The organism is Winogradskyella vincentii (assembly GCF_020166345.1).
Lineage (GTDB): Bacteria > Bacteroidota > Bacteroidia > Flavobacteriales > Flavobacteriaceae > Winogradskyella > Winogradskyella vincentii.
In genome coordinates, this window is the sequence record NZ_JAIUJS010000002.1 from 238,472 (window position 1) to 257,262 (window position 18,791).

Sequence of the window (18,791 nt, forward strand, 5' to 3'; positions counted from 1 at the left end):
CTTATTTTAGTTTTGAGGCCATTATTAACGCATTGTACGCGTTGGCAATTTTGCCTGACTTTGATAATTCTGAAAACGCCTTTACATTAGACGCGTCTCCACCCACAACCACTTTAGTCGTTAAAGGCAGGCCAGAATCTAGTATTACTTGTTTAACTTGTGATGCCGATAAATTAGGGTATTGTGACCTAACTAGGGCAGCTATCCCAGCAACACCTGGAGCAGCCATGGAAGTACCGCCTTTAAAATCATATTCATTTTCTGGCGTTGTTGAGTATACGGAAGAACCTGGCGCAAAAACATCTACGTTTTTCTTTCCGTAGTTTGAAAAACCAGACACCATTTTTGAGCCATAATTTTGAGTTAATGAACCCACTCTAATGTAATTATCCGAGACCTCAACAAAGTTTACATTATCATCAGGAAAATTTGGTTCTACATCAACGTTATTGCTGTCATTCCCTGCCGCATGCACAAAAACCACATCATTGTCACCAGCATATTTAATGGCGTCTCTTACCCAGTCACTATGTGGCGAAAATGATTTACCAAAACTCCCATTAATGACTTTTGCACCATTATCTACAGCATAACGTATTGCAAGCGCAACATCTTTATCATATTCATCACCGTTAGGCACAACTCTAAGGGCCATTATTTCAACATTGTTAGCAACACCATTTGCGCCAAGACCATTGTTTCTTTCGGCAGCAATAATACCCGCAACATGAGTGCCGTGTGATTCGTCCTTCACCATTGGTTTTACATTACCATTGCCGTAACCAGTATCTGACAAATCATTTATATTATCATTAAGCTTTCTTCCTTTGAAGTCTTTATTTAGGTTATAATTAAGACGCTCATTAATACTAACAAGGGCCCCATCAATTTCTTTTTTTGCATCCTGCATTGTTAACCCGTTTGCATTAATATTGTTTGCTATTTGAACAGCCTGCATAACATTTTGGTCTTCAGACTTTATTGCATTTACCTCCTCAATAGTGTAATCCTTCTTACCAAGAACTTTTACCAGTGCTTCATCAGCATTTTTAACCGCTTGAGCAATTTGATCATATTGCATTTTTCTATTCGTCCAGAGCTGATAATCTTCTTCGTACTGTTTTTTGGCTTCTTCAAATCTTGGGTTTGATGTGTCACCAGAAACGATTAATCGTACAAATTCTAATTGTTCATTGTAGGTGTCGCCTAAAAAATTCCACCCATGTATATCGTCGATATATCCGTTTTTGTCATCATCTTTTCCATTGTTAGGGACTTCGTCCTTGTTTGTCCATATTACACCATCTAAATCCTCATGGTCAATATCAATACCAGAATCTATTACCGCAACAATAACCTTTTGCCCCTTTTTGTTTTTAATAATTTCAGCATATGCCCTATCAACCGCCATACCAGGAATAGTGTCTCTTTCCAAATCTAGGTGACCCCAATTTTTCTTTTCTGACTCTGTTAATTCAGTAACTTTTAATGGAGAAGTATCGATATTTTCAATAGGTGTAGACAAAATATCTGCTGTGCTGCCACAACCCAATACTATCGTCGCCATTAACATTAAGGATCCAATAAGTTTCTTACTTAAATTCATAAACATTGTTTTTAGTTAAATATATCATTACAAGAAAGGGTTTCTTTTAAACGAACTCCTTTCTCGGTATGTTGTACTGTAATAATTTCGTTGTGTGCGTCGTGCTCTAAAAAAAGATAGAAATTATTATCTGCAGCTAAATTGAGAAATTTCTCTTTTTCATCAAGCGTTATAAGGGGACGCGTATCATATCCCATTACAAATGGAATTGGTAAATGACCAGCTGTGGGTAATAAATCAGCCATAAAACAAATGGTTTTTCCCTTATAATTTATCATTGGAATCATTTGTTTATCTGTATGGCCGTCTGCGTAAAAAATATCAAAACCCAGAGACGAATCTTTTAAAATATCATGTTCGGGAAGGTCAACAAACTTTAGTTGCCCACATTCTTCCATCGGTAGAATGTTTTCTTTTAAAAATGACGCTTTTTCACGTCTATTTGGTTGTGTAGCCCATTTCCAATGGTCTGCGTTGCTCCAGAAAAAGGCATTTTTAAAAGCGGGTTCCAAAAACGTTCTTTCCTTATTCCACTGTATGCTACCTCCACAATGATCAAAATGTAGATGTGTCATAAAAACATCTGTGACATCTTCTCTATTAAATCCGTATTGAGATAATGATTTATCTAAAGTGTCATCTCCCCAAAGATAATAGTAGCTATAAAATTTATCACTTTGCTTGTCTCCCATCCCTGTGTCAATTAAAACTAATCGATCTCCATCTTCAATTAACAAACAACGTGCCGCAATATCAATCATATTATTGCTATCGGCAGGATTTGTACGTTGCCATAAAGACTTTGGCACAACGCCAAACATAGCGCCACCATCAAGCTTGAAGTTACCGGCATTTATGGGGTATAATTTCATAATTGCGCAATTTACCAAAATAGTATTTAATCACCTTTAATCTTTAGGTTTTATTAGGATTTTTAGAGTTGAGAAAAAAAATTCTATTTTCGGGTACATCAAAAACTACAATAAATGGTTGAATTAGCGGGCATTATTATATTGGGGATTTTAGCACAATGGGTAGCTTGGAAGTTTAAGATTCCAGCCATATTACCCCTTATTTTAATAGGACTATTGGTTGGCCCAATAGCTGCAGAATTTTTAAGTGAGGATGGTGCAAAGTGGATTGAACCCATATGGAATGGCAAGAAGGGCTTATTCCCTGGAGAAGGGTTATTTTATTTTGTTTCGCTAGCAATTAGTATAATTTTATTTGAAGGAGGGCTTACCTTAAAACGAAGCGAGATACGAAACGTTGGACCTGTTATCACAAAGTTAATTACTCTAGGAGCTGGCGTTACTTTTTTTGGAGGGGCTGTATTAGCACATTATTTGTTTGGGCTTACCTGGGATTTATGTTTTTTGTTTTCTGGACTAATAATTGTCACTGGACCAACCGTCATAACTCCAATTTTGAGAAATATACCCTTAAAAAGGGACGTCTCTACAGTCCTTAAATGGGAGGGAATCCTTATAGACCCAATTGGCGCTTTGGTAGCCGTATTGGTGTTTGAGTTTATTTTTGTGGGTGGGGAAGTGGGCTTTACCAAAACCGCACTTGTAGAATTTGGGAAGATAGTTTTATTTGGAACCACCTTTGGTTTTACATTTGCCCATGCTCTTGTTTTTGCAATAAACAGAAAATTTATTCCTCATTATTTATTAAATGTAGTCTCCCTTTCAGTTGTTTTGTTGGTATTTGTTGAATCAGAAATTTTTGCGCATGAGTCTGGCCTTTTAGCTGTGGTAGTGATGGGTATGGTGGTTGGAAACAGCAAGCTGGACAACATAAAAGAATTACTATATTTTAAAGAATCTTTAAGCGTTTTGCTGATTTCAATATTATTCATTCTGTTGGCGGCAAATATCAACTATGAAGACCTGTTGCTGTTGTATCGCTGGGAGACCGCAGCACTATTTTTAGCTGTAGTTTTTATAATTCGCCCAATAGCGGTGTTTTTGAGCTCATCAGGTTCTATGTTAAAGTTAAACGAAAAACTATTCATTAGTTGGGTTGGGCCAAGAGGTATTGTTGCTGCGGGTATAGCCTCTCTTTTTGGCAGTAAGTTGAGCGCAGAACATGTTGTTGGTGCGGAATATATTACTCCTTTGGTATTTATGATTGTACTGGGAACCGTATTGTTAAATGCTACAACCGCAAGATTATTTGCACGGATATCAGGTGTGTTTTTAACTAAATCAGAAGGCATATTAATTGTTGGCGCTTCAAAGGTTTCTCGATTAATAGCGCAATATTTATCTGATAACGGAAGACATGTTGTACTGGTAGATAGTAATCAAAACAATGTTCAAAAGGCTGAATCCCTTGGAATCGAGGCCTATACCGAGAACATTTATTCTGACAATTTAACTGATAACGTTGAGCTTAATGATGTCGGTTATTTGTTGGCCCTCACAGGTAATGCTGATATTAACAGATATGCCGTTGAGAAATTTGGGAAACAATTTGGTGAAAATGGTTCGTTTAGACTGGCTTCAAAAACGGAGCTCGACGCCGGAAATATTACTTCTGGAAATGGGTTGTTTACACTATCAGATGATTTCAACAATTTAATGAAGGTTACTGAAGAATTCCCCGAAATCCATGAAGTAGCGATTAAGGATGTTGAGGATTATAATAAACTTCTAGAGAATATTAAATCAAATAAATCTCAAATTCCATTATTTATTAAAACCGGAAAGGGTGAAATCCACATTATTCCATCTATTGATGATCAAATAGAGGATGAAATAGATTCGAGTAGTAAAATTGTTTATTTGGGAAGTAAGGTCAATTAGTCATTTAGCTTCAGCACCGCCATAAATGCCTGTTGAGGTATTTCTACATTACCAACTTGGCGCATACGCTTTTTACCTTTCTTTTGTTTCTCAAGCAGTTTTCGTTTACGTGAAATATCACCACCATAACACTTTGCTGTAACGTCTTTACGAAGCGCCTTAATGGTTTCTCTAGCAATTATTTTTGCACCAATTGCTGCCTGCACTGGAATGTCGAATTGCTGACGCGGAATAAGCTCTTTCAGTTTTTCCGTCATTTTCTTCCCAATAGTATAGGCATTGTCGGCATGTACCAATGCAGAAAGCGCATCCACCGTTTGGGCGTTTAGTAGAATATCCACCCTTACCAGTTTTGAGGCTCGCATACCAATTGGTGAATAATCGAAAGAAGCATAGCCTTTTGAAACGGTTTTTAAACGGTCGTAAAAGTCAAAAACAATTTCGGCAAGAGGCATATCAAAACTCAGCTCAACACGTTCTATTGTAAGATAGGTTTGGTTGGTGATTTGACCACGTTTTTCAATACATAAACTCATCACGGGACCAACAAAATCCGACTTTGTAATTATTGTAGCCTTAATATATGGTTCCTCAACACGATTGAGGGTCGATGGTTCTGGTAAATCCGAAGGGTTGTTTACAATTACAATCTCATCTGGGTTTTTGTTAGTATATGCGTAATAACTTACGTTTGGAACCGTAGTGATTACAGTCATGTTGAACTCACGCTCAAGACGCTCCTGTATAATTTCAAGATGCAACATACCTAAGAAACCACATCTAAATCCAAAACCTAATGCGGCAGAACTTTCTGGTTGAAATACTAATGACGCATCATTTAATTGGAGCTTCTCCATAGAATTACGAAGTTCTTCGTAGTCTTCTGTGTCCACAGGATAAATTCCGGCAAAAACCATTGGTTTTACATCTTCAAAACCCTCAATAGCATTTGTGGTAGGGTTTTTAGCATCTGTTATGGTATCTCCAACCTTTACCTCTCTAGCGTCCTTAATTCCGGTAATTAAATAGCCTACGTCACCTGCCTTAATTTCTTTTTTGGGAACTTGATTTAATTTTAATGTCCCAACCTCATCTGCAAAATAAGTTTTACCTGTGTTTATAAACTTAATATGCTGACCCTTTGTAATTGATCCGTTAATTACCCTAAAGTAAGTTTCCACGCCTCTAAATGGATTATAGACCGAGTCAAAAATTAGAGCTTGTAATGGTTCGTTTAGATTTCCTTCAGGCGCAGGAATTCGGTCAATAATTGCTTTTAAAATATTTTCAACACCCATACCTGTTTTACCACTAGCAGGTATAACCTCTGAGGGGTCACAACCAAGTAGATCGACTATATCGTCCGTCACCTCTTCTGGGTTTGCACTAGGAAGATCTATTTTGTTAAGGACCGGAATTATTTCCAAATCATTCTCTAGTGCAAGGTATAAATTAGAAATAGTCTGTGCTTGTATACTTTGAGCAGCATCAACGATTAGTAACGCACCTTCGCATGCGGCAATAGACCTTGAAACTTCATAAGAAAAATCAACATGGCCTGGAGTGTCTATAAGATTAAAGACGTACTCTTCACCTTCGTGCGTATACTCCATTTGGATAGCATGAGATTTTATAGTTATTCCTCGTTCACGTTCCAAGTCCATATTATCAAGGAGCTGATCTTGTTTCTCTCTATCCGTAACTGAACCGGTAAAATCCAAAAGCCTATCCGCAAGTGTACTTTTACCATGATCAATATGTGCAATTATGCAAAAATTACGTATGTTCTTCATTTATCGTTCTCTAAAGGAATAATCGGATGCAAATATAATTCATTTATAATGCATAACGCTACTATAATCTACATTTAAACCATGTTGAATTATGTAAAAACCGTAATTAAAACTAAAAAACAATCTTTATATTGCGATTCAAACCGAACTAATGATAGCCCTCCAGAGAATTCTATTGTTCACTATCTTTTTGATGTGTTTTCACAGTGTGAAAGCTCAAGAGTTTTCTATTTCAGGAATTGTAGTTGACTCTGAAAATAATCCTATAGAATTTGCCAATGTTGTAGTAAACGATTCTAATGGCAATATTGTTAATGGAACCTCAACAGATAATTCGGGAAAATTTCAACTCAGGAACCTTCCTCTTAACACATATGATTTAGTCATTTCTTTTATTGGATATAATGAATTCAGGCAAAGAATAATACTAACAGGCCATTTAAATCTAAAGACAGTCGTTTTAAATGAGTCGTCAGAAACATTACAGCAGGTTGATATCATTGCCACAAAACCGACAGTAATGCGGAAACCTGATCGTTTAATTTTTAATATTGAAAATACAGCTTTGATTGAAGGCTCAACCTTAAGTGTATTAAAAAGCACGCCAGGAGTTATTGTTTCAGAAGGAGGTATTAACATAAAAAACTCACCCGCAACCGTATACATAAACAATCGAAGGGTACAATTAACACCCGATGAGTTGATTCAACTTTTAGAAAGCTCGCCAGCAAACAGCATTAAATCTGTTGAGGTTATAACAAATCCTCCTGCCAGTTATGAAGCTGACAGCGGGTCGGTTGTAAATATTGTAATGAGCAAGAATTTGGTAACCGGATATAGAGGTTCAATTTTTACTAATTATACCCAAGGTGTTTTTCCAAGGTATAATGCAGGAACTAGCCATTATTTTAAGAATAACAAAATTAACTTCAACCTTAATTATAGTTATTCACAGAATAAGATTAACAGAGACCAAGATGATAAAGTGAACTTCCTTGACACTAACAATGACATAGATGAAATTTGGAAATCTAAAGTCAATCGAAATACCTGGTCTCAAAACCACAATCTCAATTTAAACTTTGATTTTTTCATAAACGAAAACAGTACAATTAGCCTAACTAGTACTGCACTTTACACTCCATATTTTAAATATAAAATTGCAAATAGCACAAACATTTTTGATAGTGGAGATAGTTTCCTTTCTCGCTTTACAGCCGACAATCTCTCCAGAGACGACAAATTCAATATTGGTACAGACTTAATATTTAGTCACCAGTTTAGTGATAAAGCAAGCATGGTACTAAATGGTCACTATACAACATACAGTTATGAAAGAGACCAAAATGTATTGAGTAATTTTTTTGATGCCAACAACACGTTTATCAATGATTCGGAGTTTAATACGCTTGCTAACCAAGACACAAACATTCTTACAGGAAGCATGGATTTTAATTTTACAACTGATGAAAGCTCAAGCTTAGACCTTGGGTTAAAATACTCCAATGTAAAAACGGACAGCGACATTACTAGGGTTGATATAATTAATAACCAGGAGGTTGTTAATTCTGACAACTCTGATGCTTTTACATACGATGAAAAAGTTATTGCCGGATATGTTAACTATACTAAGTCTTGGGATGCCTGGGACATAAATTTAGGCTTAAGGGTAGAACAATCAAATATTGATGGCGAATCATTATCCCTGGCTCAAAAGAATACTCAAAACTATTTTAATTGGTTTCCTAATGCAAGCCTATCTCATAGTGTTTCTGATAATTTTTCAATTTACAGTAACTATAAGCGAAGTATCGGGCGCCCTGATTTTAGAAGCTTAAATCCCTTTACTTTTTTTATAAACGAAAATACTGTTGTTGTTGGAAACCCCGACTTATCGCCCGCTTACTTTGATAGTTTTAAACTAGGGGTAAATTTCTTGGATCATTTTACAATAGAAGCCTATTACATAAACTATGATGGTGATATTATTGAGCTTCCGAGACAAAATAACAATACAAATATTGTTGCCTATACACCAACCAATCTAGAGAAAAAAGTAGACTACGGCTTAGACTTGGTTTTTGATTATAGTATCTCAAACGGATGGAGCATTTATGCCCTCACCTCTTTTTATAAAATGACAGAGGAATCTGATTTTGGAGAAGGATTTGTAAAGCAGGTGCAATGGTCTAACTATAGTATTCTACAAAACAATTTGACACTTTTAGAGGACAACAGTTTAAATATTGATGTAAATCTTGAATGGTCAAATAAAAATCTAATGGATTTTCAAACGGTAGAGAATAGGCTTATCTCCTCCATTAACATCTCAAAAGCTATACTCAAAAATAAAGGTGTAATTTCCTTAGGTGTTGAGGATATTTTCAATTATCAAGATTTTGAAACCTCAATAGCCTATTTAAATCAATCTAGTTCAAGATTTCAAAATTTGGACAATCGTTTTGTACGTTTAGGGTTCCGTTATAAATTTGGAAACACAAAATTATCTACAAATGAGCGTACCACTGATGCAGAAGAGCGCGAGAGATTAAAAGACCTCAATTAATCTTGCCACTCAGCTATAAAAAGATTGGTATCTCTTCCTCCTCCGTTATTTCTATTAGAGGAAAAAGCCAAATATTTACCATCATTTGAAAAGACAGGGAATGCATCAAAGGTTTCGCCATGGGTAACTCTTTTTAAGTTCTTTCCGTCTATATCAATCATGTAAAGATTAAAAGGAAATCCACGTTCTGCTTCAAAGTTTGAAGAGAACAAGATTTTTTCTCCTGAAGGATGAAAAAACGGACTCCAGTTTGCATTGCCTAAATCGGTGAGTTGGCGTAAATCGGTACCATCGGCATTACAAATATAAAGCTCCATCTCTGTTGGCTCAACCAATCCTTCCGCAAGAAGTTCTTTATACTCTTTAATCTCTTGCTCTGTTTTTGGCCTTGAGGACCTAAATATCAATTTTGTTCCATCTGGGGAAAAGAATGCGCCACCATCATAGCCCAACTCATTTGTAATTTGTTTAACGTCAGACCCATCAAGATTCATAGTGTATAATTCAAGATCACCACTGCGTGTTGAGGTAAACACAATTTTATCTCCTTTTGGAGAAACTGTTGGTTCAGCGTCATAACCAACTTCATTAGTCAATTGCTTTATAATATTGCCTTCTAGATCCGCAATAAAGATGTCGTAACTATCGTAGATTGGCCATATATATTTTCCGTTTTTTCGCAAAGGTGTTTCCGGACATTCGTCTTGTTTCAAATGTGTAGAGGCATAAATTATGTGCTTATTATCTGGTAAGAAATAGGCACATGTCGTACGCCCTTTCCCGGTACTAATCATTGGAGGAGCAATGCTGTCCGAAAAAGTTTCATTAGCATCCATTAAAAACATCTGATCACAACCAACACCCCATTTAGCATTATTTGATTGAAACACCAATTGTTTGTCATCAAAACTCCAGTAAGCTTCAGCATTATCGCCTCCAAATGTGACTTGATGTAAAGACTTAAAATGCGTTTCTTCCGGATAGATTAATGGATTTTTGACAACCGCATCTACCTCCTTACCAATTATATTTTCTGATGATTTTTCGACATCATTTTTACACGACGAAAAAGAAACCAAAACCAACAACAAAACAACAATTCTATTCATGCCTAACAATTATAATAAATGGCATTTAATGCCTAATTTTGTGCAAAAATAAGACTTCAATATGAAAAAATTAGTGTTTTTATTTGTTTTAGTAGGATTATGGACCTGCAAGAATGAGCCTAAGGTTGCTCAAAACAAAATTGAAGAGGATGTTGCGTTTTTAGCAGATGACAAGCTTGAGGGCCGACAAACAGGTACGCAAGGAGAAGCAAAAGCCTCTGAATATCTAATTTCGAGATTTAAAGAAATTGGCCTTCAGGCTAAAGGAACCGAAGATTTTCTCCAGCCTTTTTCATTCAAACCAAAAACAGACCCACACAAGGAGGTTGAATTCACAAAAAACGCAGACAGCACAATAACAGGTAACAACGTTATTGGTTACATAGATAATAATGCGGAGACAACAATTGTAATTGGTGCGCATTACGACCACTTAGGATATGGTGGTGAGGGATCGTTATACAGAGAAAAAGAAAAGGCAATCCACAATGGCGCTGATGACAATGCCAGTGGTGTAGCGGTCTTATTAAATTTGGCAGATAGGTTGAATGTGAAAAACAGTAAGGCTGAAATTAAAGACAGTAACAACTATTTATTTATGGCATTTTCTGGAGAAGAAATGGGCTTATTAGGATCTAATTATTTCTCCAAAAATCCAACTATAGATGCTCAATCTATAAACTATATGATTAATATGGATATGGTTGGTCGTATGAAAGGAGATAGTACTTTAGCCGTATATGGTGTAGGCACTTCTCCAATGTTTAAGCAAACACTGAAGGCCAATAATGAAAAATTTAAACTTATTGAAAACGAAAGTGGGGTAGGGCCAAGTGACCACACCTCATTTTATTTAATTGATGTACCTGTATTACATTTTTTTACGGGCCAACATGAAGATTATCATAAGCCAAGTGATGACTTTGACAAATTGAATTATGAGGGAATGAATCTTATTTCAGATTATATTTTTGACATAATAAGCGATCTTGATGATAATGGAGAGCTCGCATTCAGAAAAACAAAGAATGAAAGCGAAGAAACACCTAGATTTAAAGTTGGTTTAGGCGTGGTACCAGATTATCTGTATGACGGTAAGGGAATGCGCATTGATGGAACACGCGAGGATACTCCAGCGCACAACGCTGGCATACAAAAAGGAGATGTTGTTGTAAAACTTGGCGATAGTACTGTGACAGATATGATGAGCTACATGAGAGCCCTTTCTGTTTTTGACAAAGGAGATGAAGCAGATATTACCTTAATTCGAGGAGAGGAGAAGATAGAGACAAAGGTTAAGTTCTAAAAAATAGCCCAAAAAAGACATAATTTATTTTTATTTAAATTTGAAGAAAAAGATTGCTTTTCTTCAAATGAAAAAGATAGTTTCATTGTGCTGTCTATTTGTGTTATTGTCTGCCTTCAATTGCGATAATGAACCCGTAGATTTTGATTTTAGTGTTTTGGATGTAAACCCAAAACTACTTGGCCAGTGGTATCTCGTAGAGTTTGACTCTGAAGTTTCTTCATTACCTAACACTGATAATCAATCCGCAACGACAGAAACCAGAATATTTAGTACCTCCTCTGATTATTCAATATTTTTTGACGAAAACAGTTTCAGAGTAACCGGAGAATACACCTACAACTCTAGATTAAAGATCAACGGAATAGAAGACACTAGTAATTTTTATACCAATGAAGACGTTGATTACACTTATGGATATTCAGTAGACAATGATGAGGTTATTTTTCAAGAATACCCTTTTGACATTACCACTCAGGAAGAAAACACGTTTTATTTACAAGGGGAACAGAAAAATAGTTTTGTTGTTTCAGAAAATGGAGAAACTTTAATATTTTTTCAGGATGAAACGTTAACAGATTCCAACGCACCTGTTCCTGATGGAATAACGATTACAAAAAGAACATCGTCAATTTGGACCAAAGATTTTACTATATTTTCTTGTGACTTGAGGGATGCCACGCGCCAAGCTGAAATAGCCTATAACCAAAGCAATGAGGATATTCAATTATGTCTTGATTATAGACGTGCCTTAGAGGATCAGATTTTAGAATGTGGAGATCCTGACGGAAGCATATCTGACACTATAGAAGAATTGGGTAATTGTGGTCTGTTATCTGCAGATGTGTTGAGGGTTACGGCAGGCTTGCAGAATATTGATTTTGCGAACAAAACAATTTCCTATTCTAATGAAGTAATATCGGTCTATGGATCTGCCCTTTTTGGCAACCACAACCTCTCCTTTGAAGTGCCAGAATATGTAACTGGAATCGATACCTTTTTGAATTTTGTAATAAAAGTTGATGGCGTTGACTATTTCCCGTATTATCCCGGAGTAAACAATTTTAGATTTAACACACTAATAAGCAGTAACTTTTCTTTAAATGCTGTTTTTGAAGGAACTGTTATCAATGCTCTGGGCGAAGAACTCACGCTGTCAGTGGGTATAATAGATGTTAACTATTAGTCAGTTTTTTAAAAAGCCTTAGTTTTGCATCAAAAAATTGACCATTGGTAAAAATTGGTGACATAGAATTGGGAGATTTTCCATTGCTCCTTGCGCCTATGGAGGACGTAAGTGATCCACCGTTTAGGGCATTATGCAAAGAGCAAGGTGCCGATGTGGTTTACACAGAGTTTGTTTCTAGTGAAGGGTTAATACGCAATGCCGCCAAAAGCGTGATGAAGCTCGATATTTACGAAAAGGAACGCCCTGTAGGTATCCAAATCTTTGGAGCAAACATGGATAGCATGCTTCAGACAATTGATATTGTAGAGAAATCTAATCCAGATATAATTGATATAAACTTTGGTTGTCCGGTAAAAAAAGTTGTTTCCAAAGGGGCTGGAGCAGGAATTTTGAAGGATATCTGCTTAATGGAAAAGCTTACGGCTGAAATGGTTAAGCGCACCAACCTTCCAGTTACTGTGAAAACACGCTTGGGCTGGGATCATGATTCTATTAAGATTGTTGAGGTTGCTGAACGATTGCAAGATGTTGGGATAAAGGCAATAGCAATTCATGGCCGTACTAGAGCCCAAATGTATAAAGGAAATGCTGATTGGAAGCCAATAGCAGCCGTAAAGAATAATCCTAGAATGCATATTCCAGTTTTTGGCAATGGAGATGTAAATTGCCCCGAAAAAGCTGTAGAAATGCGTGATGAATATGGATTGGATGGCGCTATGATCGGTAGGGCTTCCATCGGTAACCCTTGGTTTTTTAAGCAAGTAAAACACTATTTTAATACTGGAGAGCATTTAAAGCCAATAACTTTGCAAGAACGGGTTGAAGCAGCACGCCGACATCTTCAAATGTCCATAGATTGGAAAGGTGAGAAACTTGGCGTTTTTGAAACTAGAAGACATTACACCAATTATTTTAAAGGAATTCCAAATTTTAAAGAATATCGAATGAAAATGGTTACAAGCGACCATTCTGAAGATGTATTCGCCGCCTTTGATGAAGTTTTAGAAAAATTTTCAGATTATCAATTCGTTTAGTTAGGTCTTAATTAGCTGTTTGGTTATACGTGCTGAAGCAATTCTGGATGCAACAATTCCTAAAACAAAAATTGTAACCAGTACAATGATAACATTTAAGAATTTGATTCCTACTGGATAAGGTAGGTCAGGCGTTAACATTACTAGATCTAAATTTTGTTGAAGAAACACTACTACTAGCCCCAAGATTACACCAATAATTCCGCTAATTACTGTCATTAAACTTCCCTGTAAAAAGAAAATAGATTTTATAGATTTGGTCTCGGCACCTAAATTAAAGAGTGTGTTTAGAGAGCGTTTCTTATCCAATATCATCATGATAATGGCACCAATGACATTAAATAGCGCAATAATGATTACTAAGGTAAAAATTAGATAGATTGCTAAATTCTCAGTATTCAACATTTTATAGAGTGCATCATTGAGCTGTTCCCTGTTTTTAATTACAAAGGTGTTTGCATACTTATTTTCAATTTCTTCTCTAACTATAGTTTCATCTGCTCCGTCGGTTAGTTTTAGCTCAATAGACGCATACTGATTATCGTTATAGTTCAATAGAGTTCTTGCTAAAGAAATGTCGGAGTAAATGTACTCGTTATTTAATTCTTCATTAATATCGAAGAGACCAACATTATTTACATAGACTGAATTGTATGCGCCTTTTAATGAGCTGAATTGACCCTTACCCGGTTTTGGAACGTATAACGACAAAGGTTTTAAAAAATCAAAAACTCCAAAAGAAAGGTTGTTAGAAATTCCCCACCCAGATACCACTTCGTTATTTCCGAATTTAATCCAGTTTCCTCTAGCCATCATGGAATCTACATTTGTTACTTTAAGATAATTCTCGTCAACTCCCTTTAGGGTTGCTAGCAAGTTTTTGTTATCAGACTTAATAATAACACGTTCCTCAATAACCATTGAGTAATCATATATTCCTTCAATTTTTATAAGTTCAGATATATCTGCTTCCGTGAACAAAAACGATTTCCCTTTGCTGGAGAGTAACTTAATATCTGGGTCGACAAATGAAGAAAACTGAAGACTAAAATCTTTTAAACCAGTAAACACCGACAATACAATGAATAGCGATGCTGAAGCTATAATTACACCGCCAGATGCTATCAAAGTCATAATATTAATAGCATTGTTACTGCTTTTTGAAAAAAGATATCGCTTCGCTATATATAAAGGGAAATTCACTTAAGATTTTTTGCGCTTACCTAACAAATCCGGATTGTTAATCGGGTCTTCATCACCTTTAAGAGAACGCTCAATTCCATCAATATATTCTAATGAGTCATCGATAAAAAACTCCAATTGCGGCATGCGTCTTAATTGATGTCTTGTGCGTTGAGAAAGTTCATGTCTAATAAGAGGTGTGTTAGACCTTATGCCTTCTAGCAAAGACTTTGCCTCCTTGTTTGGAAAAATACTCAAGTAAACCCTGGCCATAGACAAATCTACTGTTACATTGACTTTACTAACTGAAATAATTACACCTTTTAATCCTCCACTAGATGCGGCCCGTTGTAAAACATCAACTAAGTCTTGTTGTATAACTGTCGCTATTTTTTTTTGTCTATTACTTTCCATAATGCAAAAGTAGATGATATTTAAAGATAATAGTATTTTTATATAACAAAAATCATGTTTTATAACCTTCAGATTTCCGTTCTTTCGGAGACTAAATAAAGTTTTAATGAAAAAAATTGAACACATAGGTATTGCCGTTAAGGACATCGAAGCTTCAAACAATCTTTTTGAACTTCTTTTTGATAAACCGCATTATAAGATTGAAGAGGTAGAAAGCGAAGGTGTGAAAACTTCGTTTTTTAAATGTGGGCCGAACAAAATAGAATTGCTCCAGGCAACAAATGAAAATAGCCCAATTGCAAAATTTATTGAGAAAAAAGGTGAGGGCATTCATCATATTGCATTTGCAGTAGAAGACATATATCAGGAAATTGAACGATTAAAATCTAGTGGATTTCGTATGATTCATGAAAAGCCTAAAAAAGGTGCCGACAATAAGATTATTGCTTTTTTACACCCTAAATCTACCAATGGTGTTTTGATAGAATTATGCCAAGATATTGAAGATTAAATTGGATTTTTTTTCTTGTAGGGTATTAAAATATATAGTAATATTGCACACTCTTTAGAAATAAAGATATTGGTATACCCAATAGGTCCTATAACTCAGTTGGTTAGAGTATCTGACTCATAATCAGAAAGTCCCTGGTTCGAGCCCAGGTGGGACCACAAAAAAACCCTTCAACCGAAGGGTTTTTTAGTTTATATAGATTATTTTTACTGGGTATTTAAAGGTTAAACACTTAGGTTAATTATTGGCAATTCTTCCCTAACAACTGCAATTTTTTAGCACTTCGTCGATAATATTTGCCGTTTAAAGACGTTTTTTTGGTATTAATTGTTTTGTCAGCTCGGTTTTTTTGTTACTTTTACACCGTTATTATCAATATGGAGAATAAAAATATGTTAGCCTCAATCTTATTTTTTCTCATAGGCTTTATGTCTATGGCGCAGGGAGCGACACCACCGCCTCCAATGCCACCGCCTCCACCAGGTTTGCCTATCGATGGTGGAGTAGTAGCTTTATTTCTTGTTGCTATTATTTTTGGGGCATTTAAAATTCTGCAAATTAATAAGCAAGAAGCTTAATTTCTTAATTCGTTTAAGCGCTTTACATATTTTCCAATTACATCAAACTCTAAGTTAACTTTGTCTCCTTCTTTAATGGAATGAAATGTTGTGTGTTCGTAGGTGTAGGGTATTATTGCAACAGAAAATTCATTTAGTTTTGAGTTTACCACCGTTAAGCTAACACCATTAACAGTGATAGACCCCTTTTCTATAGTTATATTGTCTTTTTCAGACCCGTATTCAAAAGTGTAAAACCAACTACCGTTTTCTTCAGTAACGGAAATACATGTACCGGTTTGGTCTACGTGACCTTGCACAATGTGCCCATCTAACCGATCACCCAACTTCATGGCCCTCTCTAGGTTTACCTTATCGCCCTTATCAAGTATACCTAAATTCGTTTTATCCAGAGTTTCCTGTATTGCTGTTACGGTATATTTTTTGTTATCAATATCAACAATGGTTAAGCACACGCCATTATGTGCTATGCTTTGATCAATTTTTAGCTCTGGGGTTATCGAAGAACTAATGGTGAGGTTTAGGTTACCTCCTTCTTTTTGTAATTTTTCAATTGTTCCTAAATCTTCAATTATTCCTGTGAACATCGTTGTACTTTATTTAGTTAAATTTGTATTTGCAAAGTTAAGGACAAAGCACAAATCCGCTATTAATTTTATGGAAAAAATAGCATAATCAGTAGGCATGAAAAGGGAGGAAAAGATTATTGTTGGAATATCAGTTGGAGACCTAAATGGCATTGGGCCAGAAATCATTATTAAAACCTATGAAGACCCAAGAACACTGGAGTTAAACACACCAGTAATTTTTGCCTCTGGGAAAACAATGCAGTTCTTTAAGAACCATTTTAAAAGTAAAATTAACTTTTTTAATATAGATTCTCCGGACAAACTAGTTCATGGCAAGGTAAATGTTGTCAATGTTTGGAAGGAACCAGTAAAAGTAGAATTTGGTAAACCTGATAAAAAAATAGGTGAATACGCAATTAAATCATTATCTGCCGCAACAAATGCATTAAAAAACAACCAAATTGATGTATTGGTTACCGCTCCTATTAATAAGCACAACATACAATCGGAAGAATTTAATTTCCCTGGCCATACAGACTATCTTGCCAAAACCCTCGAAGGAAAAAGCCTAATGTTTATGGTTTCTGATGATCTTAGAGTTGGACTGTTAACGGACCATGTCCCATTGAAAGACGCTTCTGAACATATAACAGAAGAATTAATAAATGAAAAATTAAAAACGGTTTTATATTCATTAAAGCAAGATTTTGGTATTAGAAAACCAAGAATTGCGGTATTAGCAATAAATCCACATGCTGGTGACAACGGAGTTATTGGTAAAGAAGATGATGAGGTATTGAGACCTGCAATAGAAAAAATCAGGAACGAAAACGCTTTGGTTTTCGGGCCATATTCCGCAGATAGCTTTTTTGGATCAAACACGTACAAGTCGTTTGATGCGGTCATTGCATCTTACCATGATCAAGGCCTAATTCCATTTAAGACCATTGCTTTCGGTGAGGGCGTTAATTACACCGCTGGATTAAACAAGGTGAGGACTTCTCCAGACCATGGTACAGCATATGAAATAGCCGGAAAAGGTGTTGCAGATGAAAGTTCTTTTAAACAAGCAATAAATACAGCAATACAGATTTTCCGAAATAGAAAACAGCACAAGCACTACAGTAAGAATCCTTTAGAAAAGGTCAAAAAATAGATATAAACATTTTTTGTTAATATCTATAAGTAAGTAAAGTAAAATTTATATATTTGCAGGCTCAAAATGAGTGGGTAATGAAGGCAATGAAAGATTATATTATACCTTTTATAGGTCTAAAAATAGGAGAGCATCATTTTGATTATCATATAGATAATACGTTCTTTAATAATTTTGAATATAATGAGTTCAATGAAGTAAGTGTTAAAATTGACCTTAAGTTTTTAAAAAAGACAACACTTTTAGAGTTGTATTTTACAGCTTCAGGAGAAGTAAATGTCAATTGTGACCTAACTAACGAACCTTACAACCAACCAATTTCAGATGAATATAAATTGGTAGTTAAATTTGGTGACTCATATAATGATGATAACGAAGACATATTAATTGTACCTCATGGAGAGTATGAGATAAATATTTCTCAGTACATATATGAACTTATCATTTTAGCTGTACCAGTAAAACGGGTACATCCTGGTATAGAGGATGGAACCTTAAAGTCTGATATACTTTCAAAATTAGAAGAATTAAGTCCTGAAAAGGGAGAAAAGACAAAATCATCTGAGGATATTGATCCTCGTTGGAATAATTTAAAAAAACTATTAACGGATAAATAACATTTAAAATGGCACATCCTAAACGTAAAATATCTAGAACAAGAAGAGATAAAAGAAGAACACATTACAAAGCTTCTGTACCTCAAATAGCAACTTGCCCAACAACAGGTGAGCCACACTTATACCACAGAGCACATTGGCATGAAGGAAAACTGTATTACAGGGGCCAAGTGTTAATAGACAGCACTTCAGAAGAAGAGAATTTAGCATAAGTATTATGCACGCATATAATAAAACGCTCACTTGTGGGCGTTTTTTTTATATAAATTTTCTGAATAGGGCAAAAACCACTTAATTTGCATAATTATTTGCCAAAAAATGCCGAAAAAAGGCCAAAATCGCTTGGTT

General features: G+C 35.5%; 17 protein-coding genes and 1 tRNA gene. 11 read left to right on the forward strand and 7 right to left on the reverse strand.

Features of this window, described 5'->3' with window-relative positions; all coding sequences use genetic code 11:
* Window position 1 precedes the first annotated feature (1 nt).
* Both LBV24_RS04275 and LBV24_RS04280 read right to left on the reverse strand, forming a co-directional pair.
* Window positions 2-1,606, reverse strand: coding sequence for a S8 family peptidase (locus LBV24_RS04275; RefSeq protein ID WP_224477356.1), 1,605 nt, complete (start codon window positions 1,604-1,606; stop codon window positions 2-4).
* Between the two features lie 11 nt (window positions 1,607-1,617).
* Window positions 1,618-2,478 (reverse strand): MBL fold metallo-hydrolase, encoded by an 861-nt coding sequence (locus LBV24_RS04280; protein ID WP_224477357.1) that lies wholly within the window; start codon window positions 2,476-2,478, stop codon window positions 1,618-1,620.
* 114 nt (window positions 2,479-2,592) lie between these two features.
* On the opposite strand from LBV24_RS04280, the gene LBV24_RS04285 reads away from it, so the two are divergent.
* Window positions 2,593-4,419, forward strand: a complete 1,827-nt coding sequence (locus LBV24_RS04285) for a cation:proton antiporter (protein WP_224477358.1) — start codon at window positions 2,593-2,595, stop codon at window positions 4,417-4,419.
* On the opposite strand, the gene lepA is transcribed toward LBV24_RS04285, so the two are convergent.
* Window positions 4,416-6,212 carry a translation elongation factor 4 gene (lepA, locus tag LBV24_RS04290; RefSeq protein ID WP_224477359.1) on the reverse strand — a complete coding sequence of 599 codons (1,797 nt, stop codon included), beginning with the start codon at window positions 6,210-6,212 and terminating at the stop codon, window positions 4,416-4,418. The two genes, LBV24_RS04285 and lepA, sit on opposite strands and share 4 nt — an antisense overlap.
* Before the next feature lie 151 nt (window positions 6,213-6,363).
* Between lepA and LBV24_RS04295 the strand changes: the two genes are divergently transcribed.
* The gene (locus tag LBV24_RS04295; RefSeq protein ID WP_224477360.1) at window positions 6,364-8,778 is read left to right on the forward strand and encodes a TonB-dependent receptor domain-containing protein; all 2,415 of its coding nucleotides are present in this window, start codon (window positions 6,364-6,366) and stop codon (window positions 8,776-8,778) included.
* On the opposite strand, the gene LBV24_RS04300 is transcribed toward LBV24_RS04295, so the two are convergent.
* The gene (locus LBV24_RS04300; protein ID WP_224477361.1) at window positions 8,775-9,887 is read right to left on the reverse strand and encodes a TolB family protein; all 1,113 of its coding nucleotides are present in this window, start codon (window positions 9,885-9,887) and stop codon (window positions 8,775-8,777) included. The genes LBV24_RS04295 and LBV24_RS04300 overlap by 4 nt on opposite strands.
* 61 nt (window positions 9,888-9,948) lie before the next feature.
* Here LBV24_RS04300 and LBV24_RS04305 point away from each other — a divergent pair, with 61 nt between their 5' ends.
* The 3 genes from LBV24_RS04305 (at window position 9,949) to dusB (ending at window position 13,416) form a co-directional block, all read left to right on the forward strand.
* Entirely contained in the window at window positions 9,949-11,193 is a 1,245-nt protein-coding gene (locus LBV24_RS04305) for a M28 family peptidase (RefSeq protein ID WP_224477362.1), read from the forward strand.
* A gap of 67 nt (window positions 11,194-11,260) precedes the next feature.
* The gene (locus LBV24_RS04310) at window positions 11,261-12,379 is read left to right on the forward strand and encodes a hypothetical protein (RefSeq protein ID WP_224477363.1); all 1,119 of its coding nucleotides are present in this window, start codon (window positions 11,261-11,263) and stop codon (window positions 12,377-12,379) included.
* A 44-nt stretch (window positions 12,380-12,423) separates the two neighbouring features.
* Window positions 12,424-13,416, forward strand: a complete 993-nt coding sequence (gene dusB, locus LBV24_RS04315; RefSeq protein WP_224477364.1) for a tRNA dihydrouridine synthase DusB — start codon at window positions 12,424-12,426, stop codon at window positions 13,414-13,416.
* On the opposite strand, the gene LBV24_RS04320 is transcribed toward dusB, so the two are convergent.
* Window positions 13,417-14,550 (reverse strand): ABC transporter permease, encoded by a 1,134-nt coding sequence (locus LBV24_RS04320; protein ID WP_224477365.1) that lies wholly within the window; start codon window positions 14,548-14,550, stop codon window positions 13,417-13,419.
* Between the two features lie 69 nt (window positions 14,551-14,619).
* Window positions 14,620-15,012: a 30S ribosome-binding factor RbfA gene (rbfA, locus tag LBV24_RS04325; protein ID WP_224477366.1), complete on the reverse strand. Its 393-nt coding sequence runs from the start codon at window positions 15,010-15,012 to the stop codon at window positions 14,620-14,622.
* Between the two features lie 106 nt (window positions 15,013-15,118).
* Between rbfA and mce the strand changes: the two genes are divergently transcribed.
* From mce to LBV24_RS04340, 3 genes are all read left to right on the forward strand, one after another.
* On the forward strand, window positions 15,119-15,523 hold the full coding sequence (gene mce / locus LBV24_RS04330) for a methylmalonyl-CoA epimerase (protein ID WP_224477367.1): 405 nt from the start codon (window positions 15,119-15,121) through the stop codon (window positions 15,521-15,523).
* Between the two features lie 84 nt (window positions 15,524-15,607).
* Window positions 15,608-15,681, forward strand: a tRNA-Ile gene (locus LBV24_RS04335).
* Window positions 15,682-15,957: 276 nt separating this feature from the next.
* Window positions 15,958-16,101: a hypothetical protein gene (locus LBV24_RS04340; RefSeq protein ID WP_224477368.1), complete on the forward strand. Its 144-nt coding sequence runs from the start codon at window positions 15,958-15,960 to the stop codon at window positions 16,099-16,101.
* Here the strand turns inward: LBV24_RS04340 and LBV24_RS04345 are convergent.
* On the reverse strand, window positions 16,098-16,688 hold the full coding sequence (locus tag LBV24_RS04345) for a riboflavin synthase (protein ID WP_224477369.1): 591 nt from the start codon (window positions 16,686-16,688) through the stop codon (window positions 16,098-16,100). The genes LBV24_RS04340 and LBV24_RS04345 overlap by 4 nt on opposite strands.
* A 97-nt stretch (window positions 16,689-16,785) precedes the next feature.
* Between LBV24_RS04345 and pdxA the strand changes: the two genes are divergently transcribed.
* From pdxA to rpmF, 3 genes are all read left to right on the forward strand, one after another.
* Window positions 16,786-17,826 (forward strand): 4-hydroxythreonine-4-phosphate dehydrogenase PdxA, encoded by a 1,041-nt coding sequence (pdxA, locus tag LBV24_RS04350; RefSeq protein WP_224477370.1) that lies wholly within the window; start codon window positions 16,786-16,788, stop codon window positions 17,824-17,826.
* A 77-nt stretch (window positions 17,827-17,903) separates the two neighbouring features.
* Entirely contained in the window at window positions 17,904-18,443 is a 540-nt protein-coding gene (locus tag LBV24_RS04355) for a YceD family protein (RefSeq protein ID WP_224477371.1), read from the forward strand.
* Between the two features lie 8 nt (window positions 18,444-18,451).
* Window positions 18,452-18,655, forward strand: a complete 204-nt coding sequence (gene rpmF, locus LBV24_RS04360) for a 50S ribosomal protein L32 (protein ID WP_224477372.1) — start codon at window positions 18,452-18,454, stop codon at window positions 18,653-18,655.
* Window positions 18,656-18,791 lie beyond the last annotated feature (136 nt).